Origin of the sequence: Agromyces sp. Marseille-Q5079, from assembly GCF_051016555.1 — a bacterium.
Taxonomy (GTDB): domain Bacteria; phylum Actinomycetota; class Actinomycetes; order Actinomycetales; family Microbacteriaceae; genus Agromyces.
The window spans coordinates 216,291-232,035 of record NZ_JBPEJF010000003.1 but is presented as its reverse complement, the minus strand read 5'-3'; the positions used below and the strand labels follow the sequence as shown (position 1 = coordinate 232,035).

General features: G+C 70.6%; 13 protein-coding genes. 2 read left to right on the top strand and 11 right to left on the bottom strand.

Annotation, left to right across the window (positions count from 1 at the left end):
* Positions 1-23: 23 nt before the first annotated feature.
* Genes ACR3IO_RS08560 through truB form a run of 5 tightly spaced genes read right to left on the bottom strand, consistent with a single transcriptional unit; the run spans position 24 to position 4,022 of the window.
* A complete protein-coding gene (locus ACR3IO_RS08560) occupies positions 24-1,241 on the bottom strand; it encodes an MFS transporter (RefSeq protein WP_434070769.1) in 1,218 nt (405 codons plus the stop codon).
* A 10-nt stretch (positions 1,242-1,251) separates the two neighbouring features.
* Positions 1,252-2,202, bottom strand: a complete 951-nt coding sequence (locus ACR3IO_RS08555) for a bifunctional riboflavin kinase/FAD synthetase (RefSeq protein ID WP_434070768.1) — start codon at positions 2,200-2,202, stop codon at positions 1,252-1,254.
* Positions 2,199-2,717: a hypothetical protein gene (locus ACR3IO_RS08550; protein ID WP_434070767.1), complete on the bottom strand. Its 519-nt coding sequence runs from the start codon at positions 2,715-2,717 to the stop codon at positions 2,199-2,201. The genes ACR3IO_RS08555 and ACR3IO_RS08550 overlap by 4 nt, the downstream gene beginning before the upstream one ends.
* A 25-nt stretch (positions 2,718-2,742) precedes the next feature.
* Positions 2,743-3,111 (bottom strand): hypothetical protein, encoded by a 369-nt coding sequence (locus tag ACR3IO_RS08545; RefSeq protein ID WP_434070766.1) that lies wholly within the window; start codon positions 3,109-3,111, stop codon positions 2,743-2,745.
* Positions 3,108-4,022 (bottom strand): tRNA pseudouridine(55) synthase TruB, encoded by a 915-nt coding sequence (gene truB / locus ACR3IO_RS08540; RefSeq protein ID WP_434071168.1) that lies wholly within the window; start codon positions 4,020-4,022, stop codon positions 3,108-3,110. The genes ACR3IO_RS08545 and truB overlap by 4 nt, the downstream gene beginning before the upstream one ends.
* Positions 4,023-4,094: 72 nt before the next feature.
* Between truB and ACR3IO_RS08535 the strand changes: the two genes are divergently transcribed.
* The gene (locus tag ACR3IO_RS08535; protein WP_434070765.1) at positions 4,095-5,093 is read left to right on the top strand and encodes a ketopantoate reductase family protein; all 999 of its coding nucleotides are present in this window, start codon (positions 4,095-4,097) and stop codon (positions 5,091-5,093) included.
* A 138-nt stretch (positions 5,094-5,231) separates the two neighbouring features.
* On the opposite strand, the gene ACR3IO_RS08530 is transcribed toward ACR3IO_RS08535, so the two are convergent.
* From ACR3IO_RS08530 to ACR3IO_RS08520, 3 genes are all read right to left on the bottom strand, one after another.
* Positions 5,232-8,399, bottom strand: coding sequence for an LPXTG cell wall anchor domain-containing protein (locus ACR3IO_RS08530; protein ID WP_434070764.1), 3,168 nt, complete (start codon positions 8,397-8,399; stop codon positions 5,232-5,234).
* Positions 8,400-8,714: 315 nt separating this feature from the next.
* On the bottom strand, positions 8,715-9,965 hold the full coding sequence (locus tag ACR3IO_RS08525) for a hypothetical protein (protein WP_434070763.1): 1,251 nt from the start codon (positions 9,963-9,965) through the stop codon (positions 8,715-8,717).
* A 322-nt stretch (positions 9,966-10,287) separates the two neighbouring features.
* Positions 10,288-10,875, bottom strand: coding sequence for a hypothetical protein (locus tag ACR3IO_RS08520; RefSeq protein WP_434070762.1), 588 nt, complete (start codon positions 10,873-10,875; stop codon positions 10,288-10,290).
* A 56-nt stretch (positions 10,876-10,931) separates the two neighbouring features.
* Here ACR3IO_RS08520 and ACR3IO_RS08515 point away from each other — a divergent pair, with 56 nt between their 5' ends.
* Positions 10,932-11,828, top strand: a complete 897-nt coding sequence (locus ACR3IO_RS08515; protein WP_434070761.1) for an A/G-specific adenine glycosylase — start codon at positions 10,932-10,934, stop codon at positions 11,826-11,828.
* 45 nt (positions 11,829-11,873) lie between these two features.
* Here the strand turns inward: ACR3IO_RS08515 and rbfA are convergent, their stop codons facing one another.
* From rbfA to ACR3IO_RS08500, 3 genes are all read right to left on the bottom strand, one after another.
* The gene (gene rbfA, locus ACR3IO_RS08510; RefSeq protein ID WP_434070760.1) at positions 11,874-12,395 is read right to left on the bottom strand and encodes a 30S ribosome-binding factor RbfA; all 522 of its coding nucleotides are present in this window, start codon (positions 12,393-12,395) and stop codon (positions 11,874-11,876) included.
* A 149-nt stretch (positions 12,396-12,544) separates the two neighbouring features.
* Entirely contained in the window at positions 12,545-15,358 is a 2,814-nt protein-coding gene (infB, locus tag ACR3IO_RS08505; protein ID WP_434070759.1) for a translation initiation factor IF-2, read from the bottom strand.
* Positions 15,359-15,441: 83 nt separating this feature from the next.
* Positions 15,442-15,705 carry a YlxR family protein gene (locus ACR3IO_RS08500; RefSeq protein ID WP_434070758.1) on the bottom strand — a complete coding sequence of 88 codons (264 nt, stop codon included), beginning with the start codon at positions 15,703-15,705 and terminating at the stop codon, positions 15,442-15,444.
* Positions 15,706-15,745 lie beyond the last annotated feature (40 nt).

The window sequence follows — 15,745 nt, the reverse complement described above, 5'->3', positions numbered from 1 at the left end:
CGGCGACGCGCGACCGGCTCCCGCTATCGGGCCGCGCGCTCGTCCTCGAACATGCGCGGACGCGACACGACCAGCCCGGCGACGGCGGCCGGAACCGCGGTGGCCGACAGGATGACGAGCGGCCAGAACCAGCCGCCCGACGCGTCGTGCACGAGCCCCACGAGCAGCGGACCGACCGCCACGATGAGGTAGCCCACCGACTGCACGAAGCCCGAGAGCGCGACGGACCCCGAGTGGCTCTTCGTGCGCAGGTTGATGAGCACGAGCGAGAGCGGGAAGAGCAGCGGCCCGAGGCCGGCCAGCGCCACCCAGAGCCAGGTCGCGACCGACGGCACGAGGAGCAGCCCGAGGTAGCCCGCGACGAGCGAGAACACCGAGATGCCGACGAGCAGTCGCACGCGACCGTACTTCGCCGCGACGATGGGCACGAGCAGTCCGGCCGGCAGCCCCATCGCGGCGTACAGCGAGAGCAGCGCGCCCGCCTCGGCCGCGGAGACGCCCGCGAGGTCGGGCAGCATCGAGGGCAGCCAGGCGAAGAGCGCATAGGCGTTGAAGCCCGACACGGTGAACGTGATCGTGATCGCCCACGCCAGGGGCGAACGGACCGCGTAGCGCAGCAGGCCGCGCTCGGCCTCCTCGGGCATGACCGCGGGCGCCTGGCGCCGCGGGTGCACGAGCAACGCGATCCACGGCACGAGGGAGAGCGCCGCGATGATCGCCCACTCCCCCAGCGAGACGCGCCAGCCCGCGGCCTCCGCCACCGGGACCGCGATGAGCGGCGGGACGAAGGTGCTCACCGACATGGCCGTGACGTAGATCGTCGTCATCACGCCGATGCGGTCGGGGAAGTAGCGCTTCACGAGCGGGGGCAGCAGCACGTTGCCCACGCCGATGGCCGCGAACGTGAGCGTGCTCGCGGCGACGAGCCAGAGCGCATCGGGCGCGAGGCCCCGCCCGAGGAGACCGACGGTGAGCGCGGCCAACGCGATGACGAGCGTCGGCTCGAGGCCGAGGCGCTTCGCGAACAGCGGGGTCACGATGCCGAACACCGCGTAGCAGAGCGGCGGCAGCATGCCGAGCAGCCCGACGAGCGTCGGGTTCAGCGGGATGTCGACCTCGAGCTGCGTGATGATCGGCGACAGCGACGCGACGGCGGTGCGGAGGTTGAACGCCACCAGCACGATGCCCACGAGGGCGAGGGTTCGTCCGGCCCACAGGGAACGGGGCTGGGCGGATGTCACTCGATCGAGTCTACGGCCCGTCGACGACGGGCCCGGCCAGGATCTCCCTCGCGCGCACGACGTCGCCGCGCATGGTCTCGATGAGGTCGGGGACCGACGTGAAGGCGACCATGCCGCGGATGCGCTCGACGAACTCGACGTCGACGACGTGGTCGTACAGGTCGAGCTCCCGGTCGAGCACGTACGCCTCGACCTGCTTCGCCGCCACGCCCTCGAACGTCGGGTTGTCGCCGACCGAGATCGCCGCCGGGTAGCGGGTGCCCGCGTCGGTCAGCCACCCCGCGTACACGCCGTCGGACGGGATGAGCCCCTCCGACTCGGGCGTGAGGTTCGCCGTCGGGAAGCCGAGCTCGCGGCCGCGCTTCGCGCCGTGCACGACGATGCCCGACACCGTTGGCGTATGCCCCAGGAGGCTCGTGGCGTGGCGCACGTCGCCATCGGCCAGCAGCTCGCGGATCCACGTGGACGACGCACGACGCTCGCCCTCGGGGCGCACGTCGTCGACCACCTCGACCGTGAAGCCCAACGTGCGTCCGAGGTCGATGAGCAGGTCGACGTCGCCCGCACCACGGGCTCCGTAACGGAAGTCGCGCCCGACGAGCACGACCTCGGCGTGGAGGGCGTCGACCAGCACGCGTTCGACGAACTCGGTCGCGGGCACCGACGCGAGCGCACGATCGAACGGCAGCATCAGCGTGGCGTCGACGCCGGTGGTGGCGAGCAGCTCGAGCTTCTGGCGCACGCTCACGAGCGGGTCGGGGCACTTGTCGGGTGCGAGCAGCGCGAGCGGATTGCGATCGAACGTCACCACCGCGGAGATGATGCCGCGCTCGTCGGCGATCGCGCGGATCCGCTCGATGAGCGTGCGGTGCCCGCGATGCACCCCGTCGAACTTGCCGATCGTCACCACGCTCGGGCCGAAGCCCGCGGGCACGGCCGCGAGGCCCTTGAAGGTCTTCATGCGGCATCCGCCCCCTGTGCCGTCTCGTCGTCGACGGCCGATGCGCCGGCCTCGACGGGATGATGCCGCGCGAGCCACCACATGCCGAGCACGGGCAGCACGAGCGGGATGAACACGTACCCGCGGCCGAAGAACGACCAGACCGTGTCGTGCGGGAAGAGGTTCGGGTCGAGGATGCTGAGCACGCCGACCACGAGCACCCCCGTCAGCTCGAACCCGAGCGTCGCCCAGGCGATGCGGTACCAGACGCGACCTCGGCGGACGAGCGCGACGGTCGCCACGATGTACACGACGGCCGCGAGCGCAGAGAGCGCGTACGCCACCGGTGCCTCGTCGAACTTGGTCGCGATCTGGTAGAACGAACGCCCGGTCGCGGCGACCGCCAGCACGGCGTACACCGCCACGAGCACCCGCCCGGCACCGCTCATGCGGGGTCGGGACGGCGTGCGGCTCGAATGGTTCGACGAGTTCTGGGCCGCGGCGGTCGGGGCGGGGCGCTCAAGCGATTCGGACATGTCGTTCAATTCTCTCAGACCGCGCTCAGCCGGCCTGCACGGTCCAGATCTGGAACATGCGGTAGATCATGACCGCGACCGACAGGGCGCCGACGCCCAGCACGACCGTGCTCCACCGGCTGCGTTCGAGCAGCGCCCAGAAGATCGCCGCGGGCGGGATGAGCAGCGCCGCGAAGAGGTAGATGCCGAACTCGAGCGGATTGCCCGTCGGGGTGTTGCCGAAGGCCGGGGCCGCGATCGCGACGACGACCTGCACGACGAGCAGCAGTTCGACGAGCGCGAGCGCGCCGTTCGACAGGTCGCTCGGAACGCGGCCGGCGAATCCCAGCCCGAGGCACAGCAGGCCTGCCGCGACCGCGACGCCCAGCTGCACCCACATGAACCACTCGATCACGACGCGGCCTCGTCGGCCGGGAAGCCGGCGACGACCTTGAGCGTCTCGCCGCGACGCTCGACGATCGCCACGAGCCGCCCGCCGGGGGCCACCGCCGCGATCGGCTCGCCCTTGCCGGTCGCCGGTGCCGAGTCGGCGTCGACGCGCTTGCCGTGCCCGAGGTCGATCGCCTGCTGGTCGGTCAGCCGCACGACCGGCATCGCCCGCTCTGCGGCATCCGCAGCTGCGATGAGCGCCGACGCGACGTCGAGCTCCTCGAGCACCGACGCCTCGGCCACCGTGAACCGCCCGATGCGCGTGCGGCGGAGCGCCGTGAGGTGCCCTCCGATGCCGAGGTCGGCGCCGAGATCGCGCGCGAGTGCCCGGATGTACGTGCCGGATGAGCATTCGACGCGCACGTCGACGTCGACGAAGCCGTCGACACGTCGTGCGGCGAGCACCTCGAACGCCGAGATCGTCACCCTGCGGCTCTTCAACTCGACCTGCTCGCCGTCGCGCACGCGCTGATAGGCGCGCTTGCCGTCGACCTTGATCGCGCTGACGGCGCTCGGGACCTGTTCGATCTCGCCCGTCAGCTTCAGGATGCCGGCGGCGATGCGCGCGTCGTCGACCGCCGCGACGAGCTCGGCGGATGCCACGTCGAGCAGCTCGCCCTCAGCATCGTCGGTCGTCGAGCCGGCGCCCAGGCGGATCGTGGCGACGTACTCCTTGTCGAGGCCCACGAGGTACGTGAGGAGCCTGGTCGCCGAGTTCACGCCGAGCACCAGCAGGCCCGTGGCCATCGGATCGAGCGTGCCGGCGTGGCCGATCTTGCGCGTGCCCGCGAGGCGTCGCGTGCGGGCGACCACGTCGTGGCTGGTGATCCCCTGCGGCTTGTCGACGAGGAGGATGCCGCTGTTCACGCGGTACAGGCTAACAGTCGGCCGGGCGGCCGCCGCACCCGGGCGCGGCAGGCCCTCCCCTGCCGCCCCTACGCTTGAGAGGTGAAGATCGGCATCATCGGCGCCGGAGCGCTCGGCGGAACGTTCGCGGCCCTGCTCACGAGAGCCGGTCACGACGTCGAGGTGACCGCGCGCGGCCGCGGCCTCGAGGCGATCCGCGCCGACGGCATCCACCTGAGCGGCGGATACGGCGAGGTGCACGCGCGCGTCCGCGTCGGCGAGCGCCTCTCCGGCGGCGCCGACCTCGTGCTCGTCTGCACGAAGGCGCAGGACGCCGAGGCGGCGATCGCGGCGAACCGCGAGGCCGCCGACGGCGTCCCCGTGGTCGTCGTGCAGAACGGGCTCGACGGCGTCGACACGGCGGCTCGCCTGCTGCCCGGCTCGGTGTGCCTGGGCATGCTGTCGGTCATCGCCGCGAACTACGTGGAACCGGGTGCGGTGCGCATCACCGCGACCGGCGAGAGCTACCTCGGGCGCGGAGACGGCCCCGCCGACGACGCGGCCCGCTCCGCGGCTGAGCTGCTGTCGCAGGCCGTCCCCGTGAAGGCCATCGACGACTTCCGGGGCGCGCAGTGGACGAAGCTCGTCGTCAACATGGTCAACGCCATCCCGGCTGTCGTGGGCAAGGACCTCGAGGCGGTGGCGGCCGACGACGGCCTGCTGCGGGTCATGACGGCGTCGATGCGCGAGTGCGTGCGCGTCGGGATCGCGCGCGGCATCCGATTCGGTGCACTGAACGGGCTCGACGATGCCGGCCTGCGGCGGTTCGCGAGCCTGCCGCTCGAACTCGGCAGCCGGATGCCGAGATCCCTCGTGCAGCGCATGGGCTGGGAGCGCAACCTCGGTTCGACGCAGCAGAGCCTCCGCCGCGGCCAGCCCACCGAGATCGATTTCCTGAACGGCGCGGTCGTGCGCGAGGCATCCGTCGCCGGGCTCACCGCCCCCGTCAACGCCGCGCTCACCGCGCTCGTGCACGAGGTCGAGGAACTCGGCCGTCCGCTGCCGGCCGAGCGCGTGATCGCGGTGCTCGACCGCAGCTGAGCCGGAGGCCGGTGGCGTCATGCTCGGCGCCGGTCCGAACCGATCTCGCTCGGTCGACGCTCGACCGTGCCGCATTGCCCGCGAACACGGAAGAGGGGGCCCGGCGAACCGGACCCCCTCCTCACTCAGCGGATGCCGCTACGCCTTCTTGCGGCGTGCGCGCGCGACCACCAGGAAGGCTGCGCCGGCGAGCACGATGAGGCCCGCGACGATCGCGATCGAGGTGCCGGCGAAGCCGGTGCTCGCGAGGCCGCTGCCGCCGGCCGTGGTCGTCGTCTCGCCGTCGCCCCCGCCGTCGGTCACGACGGTCGGACCGTTGGCGCAGTCGGGCGTCGCCGGCGGGTAGCTCAGGTCGACGGCCAGCTCGGGGTTGACCTCGATCTTCGCGTCGATGTCGCCACGGGTCCAGGCGAAGTTGCCGGTCGTCTCGACCCAGGTGCCGTCGGCCTCCTGCTCCCAGCCGGGCCAACCGGTCGGGTTGCCGTCGGCATCGACCGAGGCGCCCGGCCACAGAACCTTGTCGGAGAGGTGGTCGGCGTCGTCGAGCGTGCCGAGCGAGCGCGTCTCGGTGTTCGTGCCGTCGGTGATCACCAGGAACACCTCCGCGTTGGCGGGCACCGAGTCGTCGGTGTCGTTCAGCTGCACGGTGTACAGGATCCACGGCACGTCGGCCTGGCACTCGCCGACCGCGACCGAACCGTCGAGGGTCGGACCCTCGGGGTCGACCGGCGGTGCGGCGCAATCGGACTCGTCGAGCGTGTACGGACCGAAGTCGACCGACTGCGACTCGCCCGCGAAGGCGTAGCCCTCGGCCGGCTTCGCGTTCAGCGTCACCGCTCCGGCGGCGACGGCCTCGGTCCAGACGACGCCGGTGAGCTCCTTGTCGTAGGAGAGCACGTAGCCGCCGACACCGCACTCGTCGGTGAACGTCGGCGTGACGTCGAGCGTGATCGTGGTGACGCAGTCGGACTCGTCGAGCGTGTAGGGACCGAACGACTTCGAGGTGCTCTCGTCGCTGAAGACGTACCCGTTGTCAGCGGTGGCGGTCAGGGAGACCTCGCCCCCGGAGACGACCTTGCTCCACGTGACGCCCTCGAGCGTCTCGTCGTACTCGAGCACGTAGTTGTCGAGACCGCACTCGTCGGAGAACTTCGGCTCCGCCGGCAACGGGATGGAGTCGACGCACTCGGACTCGTCGAGGGTGTACGGCCCGAAGTCGATCGACTGCAGGTCGCCCGAGAAGGCGAAGCCGGTGTCGGGCTTGGCGTTCAGCCGGACCACGCCACCGTCGACGACCTCGCTCCACAAGACGCCCACGAGGGACTTGTCGTAGGACAGCGCGTAGTTGCCGACGCCGCAGGTGTCGGAGAACGTCGGCGTGACGTCGAGCGTGATCGTCGTGACGCACGCGGAGTCATCGAGCGTGTACGGCCCGAAGTCGATCGACTGCGCGGCGCCCGCGAACGCGTAGCCGGTGTCGGGCTTGGCGTTCAGGGTCAGCTTGCCGTCGGCGACCGCGAGCGACCAGATGACGCCGGCGAGCGCCTTGTCGTAGTCGAGGACGTAGTTGCCGATGCCGCACGAGTCGGAGAAGGTCGGCTTCACGTCGAGCGTGATCGTCTTGACGCACTCGGACTGGTCGAGCGTGTACGGACCGAACGAGACCGTCGAGGTGCCGTCGCTGAAGACGTAGCCCGACTCGGCCGTCGCGGTCAGCGAGACCGTGCCGCCGGAGACGACCTTGTTCCACACGACGCCCACGAGCGTCGTGTCGTAGTCGAGGACGTAGTTGTCGACACCGCACGAGTCGGAGAACGTCGGAGCTGCGGGAATCGGGATCGACTCGACGCACGGCGACTCGTCGAGCGTGTACGGACCGAACGACTTCGTCGAGGTGCCGTCGCTGAAGACGTAGCCGGGCTTCACCGTCGCGGTGAGGGACACCTTTCCGTTCGCGACGACCTCGTTCCAGACCACTCCCTCGAGCGCCTTGTCGTAGCTCAGGGCGTAGTTGCCGACACCGCAGGTGTCGGAGAACGTCGGGACCGCCACGGTGACCTTGGTCGCCGGCTTCACGCAGTCCTCGTACGTCAGCAGCGACTGATCGCCCTGCGCAGGCGCGGTCTTCGTCTGGGGGCTGGTGTGGAAGATGTCCCACCAGGGGTACGTCGTGTACGTGTACGACGGGTGGATGTCCTTGTCGTGCGAGTCGTGACCGTCGCGGAACGTGCTGACGGCGAGCGAGAGCTTCTCGTACGCGCTCTTCTTGGCATCCCAGTGGCAGACCTGGATGGTCTTCTCACCGCACGTGATCTCGCCGGTCCAGTGGAAGTTGGTGCCCGCGACCTGCACCCACGTCACGGTCCAGCTCTTCGGCTTCGGCCAGTCCTTGTGGGTGGCGAACGTGAAGGTCTGCGTGCCCGACCAGGTGCCTGAGCCCTTGTGGAAGTTGAGCGTGAGCTCCTTGCCGTCGGCGATGATCCGGACGTTGACGTCGTTGGCCTGGCCCGAGGGGATGTTCGAGGGGTAGACGACCTTCAGCGCCTCGCACGTCGGCGCGGCGTACTGCCAGTTCCAGTCGAACGGCTTGACGCAGTCGGAGTACTGGAGCAGGCTCTGGTCGCCCTGTGCGGCGACGTTGATGGTCTTGCCCTGCTTCACGTAGCTGAAGGCCGGGTAGATGTCGCCCTTGTTCTGGTGGTCGTCGTGTCCGGCGTTGAAGAACGCGTTCACCGACGTCGTGATCCGCTCGTACGGGTTCGATGCGCTGCCGGTCGCGTGACAGAAGGTGATCTTGTCGGAGTCCTTGCCGCAGTCTCCCTTGAGGCCCTCGATGCGGCCGTCGGATCCCTTGCCGAATCCGTCGCTCCACTTGGTGTACGCGTAGACCCACGGCGCGGTGGTGGTCGTGCCGGGCAGCGACTCGGTGCCGAGCGTCAGCACCGCGTTGCCCTTGGAGGCGATCGGACCGCGATCCATGTTCTGGTCGCTCGTGGGGGTGCCCGCGAAGCTCGTGCTGCCGACGCGCCACTTCGTCGAGCCGGTCAGCTTGCTGTCGACCTCGGTGAGCTGCAGCGTGTAGGTGACGTCGTACTGACCGGTCTCGGGGTTGCAGACGGCGTTCGCCTTGAGGTCGCCGGTGTGCGCCGACGCCGGAGCGGCTGCGGCGACGATGCTGAGGCCGCCCGCGAGCGCGAGGGTCGTCAGGACGGCCGCGGCACGACGCCACAGGCTCGGGGACTCGGATTTCGCGCGCGCACGCCGGAGGCGCAGGGCAGCACGCACCGAACCACTGGGGTTGGGCATTCGGGGTTCTCCATCGATCGAACTGGCGGCGAACCGGATGAAGCCGGGCGTCGCGCAGGCGCGACGGGTCGATGCACCGGGGAGGGCGCATCGAAGCGGGTCTTAGGGTGGGGCTTGGGGGTTCGCACGGAAGGGGCAAGGGGCTGTGAACTTTCAGTATGGCCTGTCACCGTCGGACTCGTCCACCGCTTTCGGCCACCTGTGGAAACTGTCCCTCGAACTGGGGGCATGAACCATCATCCGACCCGCAGTTCGCGACCGATGCAGAGGAGGGGGCCCGGCGAACCGGACCCCCTCCTCGACCAGCGGATGCCGCTACGCGTGCTCGCGACGGACGCGCGCGATCACCAGGAACGCGGCGCCTGCGAGCAGGACGATGCCCGCCCCGAGTGCGCCCGGCATGCCGGCGAAACCGGTGTGCGCGAGGGCCGTCGTCGACGTCGCGTCGCCGGCCGGAGTCGACGGGGCGTCACCGTCGCCGCCGCCACCCGTACCGGGGTCGGTCGACGGATCGGTCGACGGGTCGGTCGACGGGTCCGTCGACGGGTCGGTCGGCGGGACGCTCGTCGGCTCGGTCGCGCAGTCCGGCGTGGCCTGCGGGTAGCTCAGGGCGAACGTCGACGAGACGGGATTTATCTCGAGGTGCGCCGAGACGCCCTCGCGGGTCCAGTTGAAGTTGCCGTCGGTCTGCGTCCAGGTGCCGTCGGCGGCCTTCGTCCAACCGGGCCAGCCGTTCGGGACGCCCTGCGCGTCGACTGAAGCACCGGGCCAGAGCACGGCGGTGTCCAGCTCGTCGTTCTCGTCGAGCGTGCCGACCTCGATGCGGTGCGTCTGCTCGCCCTTGGTCAGCACGATGAACACCGTGCGGGACGTGAGCTGCTGGTCGGGGTCCTCGACCGCGACCTGCACGTCGATCCACGGCGCATCCGCGTTGCAGACGCCCGTGGCGACCGCGGACTGGAAGGCGGGCGCCTGGGGGTCGGCGGGCGGAGCCGCGCAGTCCTCGTTGCTGAACGTGTGCGTGAAGGTGCGCGTGCGCTCCCCGTCGCTGAAGAGCTTCTCACCGAGCACGGTCGCGGTGACCGTCTGGACGAAGCCGACGATGGCGCTCTTCTCCCAGTCGATGTCGGCGCTGTCCTCGGGCAGGGTGTAGCCGTCGCCCAGGCTCCCGCACGCGTCAGCCCACTGGGGCTCGCCCGGGATGGCGACCTTCCTCGGGTCCTGCGTCGGCGGGGTGTCCGTCGGCACGTCGACGTAGCTCACCGAGTAGTGGCTGACCGAGCCCTTGTCGGGGTGGTCCACGACCACGGTCTTCGCGGGCGGGTCGATCGGGATGTAGTACTTCGTCGTGCCGGCCTTGACGCAGTAGCCGTCGATCAGCTTGCCTTCGGGCGCGGTGACGGTGACCGTCGAGGGGTTGCCGGTCGTGTCGACCTTGCCGGAGTCGAGCGCTTCGCAGATGAACGACGGCTGGGCCGCCTGTGCCGGAAGCGCGCCGGCGGCGAGGGTCAGGGCGAGTGCGCCGACCACCGTCGCCGCGACGCGGAGTGCGCGGGTTGTCCTCATCGAGTGGTTCTCCTGGGGTCGGCCGGCGTGGGCCTGCGATCTCCGGAGACCCGACCGCGGGCGCATGCGCCTGTTCGCGCGCAGGCCGATCGGGTCCGTGCCGGGTCTTCACTCGGCACGATCGGGGGTGGAGCGCGGCGACGATCGAGGAACGCAAGCGCCGTCGATCGGTTCGGGTGGTTCGGGTGGTTCGGGTATCGCTGCTGCCGGGGGCTGGTGCAGTGTGCTCAAGTATGGCGGCACGATCGAGGGCCTGTCGACGTTCGCACCCCCGAACACCGGAATCGCCCCCGAACTGGGGCGTGTGCGCCGCTCGACGGAATCAGGCGCGCCGCGGGGACCCCTCGTCGGCGACGTCGACGACGACGGATGCCACGACCCTGGGGTCGGACTCGGCATAGGCGATGACGTCGGCCGAGTCCGTCGGCTCTCCGTCGAGTGCGATGCGCACGTCCCAGAGGTCCGCGAGTCGCGGCCGCAGCACGAACCTGCCGTCGAGGACGAGGATGGCGTCGGCGGGTCCCGTGACCCACTTCGGCTGCACCCAGGTGTCGCGCGCGGGATCGAAGACCGCGGTCACGAAGGCCGTCGACCCGCCCATGCGGAACGGCTCCACGAGCACCCTTCGCAGCGCGGACTCGTCGAACCCGTAGCGGAAGTAGCGATCGGCGGTGTCCGCGCCGAACGCGTCCTGCGCCTCGCGCGAGCGGTGGAAGCCCTCCATGCTCGCCCGGAACACACGGTGTCCGCGCTCCCGCAGCACCTCCGCGAGATCGTCGCCGAACCGGGTCTTCCCGCTCTGCACCGGCCCGTCGATCGCGACGATCATGCGCCCGAGCCCGTACTGCCCGAGGATCTCGTCGGCGAGCTCGCGGAGGAAGCTCACGCGGGGCGTCGTCACGAGTTGCATGCGCTCATGCTAGCCGGGCGGCCTGCTCCCGGCATCCGTGCTCGTAGGCTTGGAGGATGCCCGCAGACCCCGCCGCGTCCGACCTCGCCGAGGCCGTCAACGACTGGTTCGCGGATGCCGCGAGGCCGCTGCCGTGGCGTGCCGCGGAGGTGTCGCCCTGGGCGGTCCTCGTGAGCGAGTTCATGCTGCAGCAGACGCAGGTCGCGCGCGTGATCCCGCGCTGGGAGGCCTGGATCGCCAGGTGGCCGACCCCTGCCTCCATGGCCGCCGCTCCCCCGTCCGAGGCGGTGCGCGCATGGGATCGCCTCGGCTACCCGCGGCGCGCGCTCTGGCTGCACCGGGCCGCGACCGCGATGGTCGAGCGCCACGACGGCGACGTGCCGCACGACCTCGACGACCTGCTCGCCCTCCCGGGCGTCGGCCCCTACACGGCGCGGGCGGTGGCGGCGTTCGCGTTCGGCGCGCGGCACCCGGTGGTCGACACCAACACGCGACGCGTGATCGCCAGGGCGGTACTCGGGCAGGGCCATCCCGGCCCGCCGTCGACGACCCGCGACCTCGCCGCGATGGCGTCGCTGCTACCGGCGTCGGATGCCGCGGCGCGCACGTTCAACGCGGCCGCGATGGAGCTCGGGGCCACGGTGTGCACGGCCCGCGCGCCGATGTGCGAGGCCTGTCCGATCGCGGCGCGATGCGAGTGGAGACGCGCCGGCTACCCCGACTACGACGGGCCCCGGGCGGCGCGGCAGGCGCGCTTCGAGGGGTCCGACCGCCAGGTGCGCGGACTCGTGATGCGCGAACTCCGAGCCGCGCATCGACCGCTCGCGCGGGCCGAGCTCGCGCCCGTGTGGGCGGATGCCGCGCAACTCGATCGCGCGATCGAGACGCTGGTGCACGACGGCCTCGCCGTGCCCGACGCCCACGGCGACGGCCTGACGCTGCCGGAGGCGTGAGCGAGCGGGAGCCGGCTCACGCGTTCGGCAGCGACGCCGTCGGCCTCAGCGTGCGACCGACTCGTCCTCGTCGAGGTCGTCGAGATCGTCGTCCTGATCGAGGGCGTCCTCGACGTCGACCTCGGCGGCCGAGTCGTCCTCGTCGAATTCGCGCGGCTTGACGTACGGATCCGCGTCGCCCGCGTACTCGGCCGTGCTCGCGGCGGCCTCGGTCTCGGCGTCGCGTGCGCGGGCCTCGCGCAGCAGTGCCGCGATGTGGTCGGCGTTCTCGGGGATCGCATCGAGGATGAACTCGAGCGACGGCGTGAGGCGGGCCGTGATGTTGCGCCCGACCTCGGTGCGGAGCATGCCCGTGGCGGCCTTCAGCGCAAGCGCCGAGTCGCGGCGCTCCTCATCGGTGCCGTAGACGGTGTAGAAGATGCTCGCGTGCTGCAGGTCGCCCGTGACGCGGACGTCGGTGATCGTCACGAAGCCGAGTCGGGGGTCGCGAAGGCCCTTGTCGAGTCGCCGGGCGACGATCTCCTTGATGCGGTCGGCCATCTTCCTGGCGCGTGCCGGATCTGCCATTGCCTGGACCTCTTCCTTCCTTCACCCGACACCGGATGCGCGGGATGCGACATCCGGTTGAAGGGGTTCCCGGTTCTTCCTTTGAGTGAATCGGGGTAGGGGTCCCCGGTTCTTCACTCAAGGAAGAACCGGGGACCCAGATGCCACGACTAGACGCGGGGCTTCTCCCGCATCTCGGTGGTCTCGATCTCGTCGCCCACCTGGATGTCGTTGAACTTGCCGAGGCCGATGCCGGCCTCGTAGTCCGTGCGCACCTCGGTGACGTCGTCCTTGAATCGACGCAGCGATTCGATGGCGAGGTTGTCGCCGACGACGACGCCATCGCGGATGACGCGCGCCTTGGCGTTTCGCGTGATCGTTCCGGACCGCACGATGACACCGGCGATGTTGCCGAACTTGGAGGAGCGGAACACCTCGCGGATCTCGGCCACGCCCGACTGGACCTCTTCGAACTCGGGCTTGAGCATGCCCTTCAGCGAGTCCTCGATCTCGTCGATCGCGTTGTAGATCACCGAGTAGAAGCGGATGTCGACGCCCTCGCGAGCGGCGCGCTCGCGCGCCTTCGTGTCGGGACGCACGTTGAAGCCCACGATGATCGCGTTGTCGATCGTCGCGAGGTTGACATCGCTCTCGGTGATCGCACCCACACCGCGGTGGAGGATGCGCAGCTGCACCGAGTCGTCGACCTCGATCTTGAGGAGCGACTCCTCGAGGGCCTCGACGGCACCCGAGACGTCACCCTTGATGATGAGGTTGAGCGACTCGACCTTGCCCTCTTCGAGTGCACGGGTGAAGTCCTCGAGCGAGATGCGCTTGCGGGCCTTGGCCAGCTGGGCGTTGCGCTCGGCGGCTTCGCGCTTCTCGGCGATCTGACGCGCGGTGCGGTCCTCCTCGGTGACGAGGAAGGTGTCGCCGGCGCGGGGAACGCTCGAGAGCCCCTGCACCTGGACGGGGCGCGACGGGGTCGCGGCGAGCACGGGGTCGCCGTTCTCGTCGGCCATCGCACGGACGCGGCCGTAGGCCGTGCCCGCGACGATCGCATCGCCGACGCGAAGCGTTCCGGACTGGATGAGCACGGTCGCGACCGCGCCGCGTCCCTTGTCGAGCTTCGCTTCGATCGCGACACCGCGCGCGTCCTTGTTCGGGTTCGCGCGGAGGTCGAGGCCGGCATCGGCGGTCAGGATGACCGCGTCGAGCAGGTCCTGGATGCCGATGTTGTTGCGAGCCGACACGTCGACGAACATGACGTCTCCGCCGTACTCCTCGGCGACCAGGCCGAACTCGGTGAGCTGCTGGCGCACCTTGGCCGGGTTGGCGTCGTCCTTGTCGATCTTGTTGACCGCCACGACGATCGGCACGTTCGCCGACTGCGCGTGGTTCAGGGCCTCGATCGTCTGGGGCATGATGCCGTCATCGGCCGCGACCACGAGGATCGCGATGTCGGTGACCTGCGCACCACGGGCACGCATGGCGGTGAACGCCTCGTGACCCGGCGTGTCGATGAAGGTGATGGGACGGTCGATGCCCTCGTGCACGGTGTGCACCTGGTAGGCACCGATGTGCTGCGTGATGCCGCCCGCCTCGCCTGCGACGACGTTGGCGTTGCGGATCGCGTCGAGCAGTCGCGTCTTACCGTGGTCGACGTGACCCATGACGGTCACGACCGGCGGACGCTGCTCGAGCACGTCGTCGCCCTCGTCGTCGAGTTCGCCGTCGAGGTCGATGTCGAAGCCCTCGAGGAGCTCCTTGTCCTCATCTTCGGGCGAGACGACCTGGATCTTGTAGCCGAGCTCGGCGCCGAGCACCTCGAAGGTGGCCTCGTCGAGCGACTCCGTCGCCGTGGCCATCTCACCGAGGTGGAACAGCACGGTCACGAGCGAACCGGGGTTCGCGTCGATCTTGTCGGCGAAGTCGGAGATCGAGGAACCGCGACGCAGGCGGATGACGGTGTTGCCGTCGCCGCGGGGAACGCTCACGCCGCCGAGCGACGGAGCCTCCCGCATCTCGAATTCCTGGCGCTTCGTGCGCTTCGACTTGCGGGCCTTGCTCTTGCCGCCACCGCGACCGAACGCACCTGCCGTGCCACCGCCGGGACCACGGCCACGGCCGCCGCCACCCGCGGGACGCGGGCCGCCGAAGCCGCCGGCACCTGGGGCGCCACCGCCGGGGCGCTGGAAACCGCCACCGCCGCCGGGACGTGCACCGGCACCGGCACCTGCGCCGCCGGGGCGCTGGAAGCCGCCGCCGGGACGACCGCCGGCACCCGCCGGACGCGGGGCGCCGGGTCGCGGCGAACCGGGACGCGGTGCCTGCGGGCGCGGGATGTTGCCGGGGCTGGGCCGCTGGCCCATGCCCTGCGCGCTCGAGAACGGGTTGTTGCCCGGGCGCGGCTGGGCGGGCCGCTGGCCCATGCCCTGCGCGCTCGAGAAGGGGTTGTTGCCCGGGCGCGAGGCGCTGGGGCGGGGAGCGCCGGGGCGCGGGGCGGCGCCGCCGGGCTTCGGCGCGGAGCCGGGCTTGACGGCGTCGGATGCCTCGGGGGCGGCGGTCTCGACCGCACCGGTCTTCTCGGCGGCCGCCTTCTCGGCAGCGGCCTGGGCCGCACGCTCCTCGGCCTGCGCCTGGCGCTCGGCCACGGTCAGCGGGGCGTCGACGGGCGCCGCGGCGGCCGGGGCCTCCGCGGGCGCCTCGGGCGCGGCGACGGGCTTCGGCGCCGGCTTGGGGCCGGGCTTGACCGCGGACGGACGGGCCGGTGCCGCGGGCGCGGCAGCCGTGGCGGCGGGCGCGGCGTTGGCCGCAGCGCCTGCTGCTTCGAGCGCGGCCTTCAGGCGGCGCGCGACGGGGGGTTCGATGGACGACGAGGGTCCCTTGACGTACTCGCCCATCTCCTTGAGCTTCTCAAGGGCGATCTTGCTGTCGACACCGAGTTCGGATGCGATCTCGTGTACGCGTGGTTTGGCAGCCACTTCTCTCCTGTTCCGGGCCTGACCCCGGACAGGGGCAGACCATCAATAACGGACGGGACTCATTTCGAGCCGCTCATTAGTTGTCACTCATTGGTCATCACTTGTGTGTTCAGCCTGTTCTCTACGTTGCCGGTGTCCACCTCGCCGCGAATGCGGAGTGCGCGCCCGAAGGCACGCTTCCGAACGGCGAGCCGGTAGCACTCGAGTGTCGGATGCAGCCACGCGCCCCTCCCCGGAAGCACGGCCGCGGCATCAGCCACGACCTGCGATTGTTGGGAGACGACCCTCAGAAGTGAGGATCGTGGGGCGCGCGAACGGCATCCGATGCACGTTCTGACGGGGTCCATCCTACACCTCCGAGGCTGGGCGCCCACCGACGCCCGCGCC

Bases quoted from the DNA above. Each gene is read 5' to 3' on its own strand.
- ACR3IO_RS08555 (WP_434070768.1), bottom strand. From the start codon at position 2,202: ATGAAGACCTTCAAGGGCCTCGCGGCCGTGCCCGCGGGCTTCGGCCCG.
- ACR3IO_RS08550 (WP_434070767.1), bottom strand. From the start codon at position 2,717: ATGTCCGAATCGCTTGAGCGCCCCGCCCCGACCGCCGCGGCCCAGAAC.
- ACR3IO_RS08530 (WP_434070764.1), bottom strand. From the start codon at position 8,399: ATGCCCAACCCCAGTGGTTCGGTGCGTGCTGCCCTGCGCCTCCGGCGT.
- ACR3IO_RS08525 (WP_434070763.1), bottom strand. From the start codon at position 9,965: ATGAGGACAACCCGCGCACTCCGCGTCGCGGCGACGGTGGTCGGCGCA.
- ACR3IO_RS08520 (WP_434070762.1), bottom strand. From the start codon at position 10,875: ATGCAACTCGTGACGACGCCCCGCGTGAGCTTCCTCCGCGAGCTCGCC.
- ACR3IO_RS08515 (WP_434070761.1), top strand. From the start codon at position 10,932: ATGCCCGCAGACCCCGCCGCGTCCGACCTCGCCGAGGCCGTCAACGAC.
- rbfA (WP_434070760.1), bottom strand. From the start codon at position 12,395: ATGGCAGATCCGGCACGCGCCAGGAAGATGGCCGACCGCATCAAGGAG.
- ACR3IO_RS08500 (WP_434070758.1), bottom strand. From the start codon at position 15,705: ATGGACCCCGTCAGAACGTGCATCGGATGCCGTTCGCGCGCCCCACGA.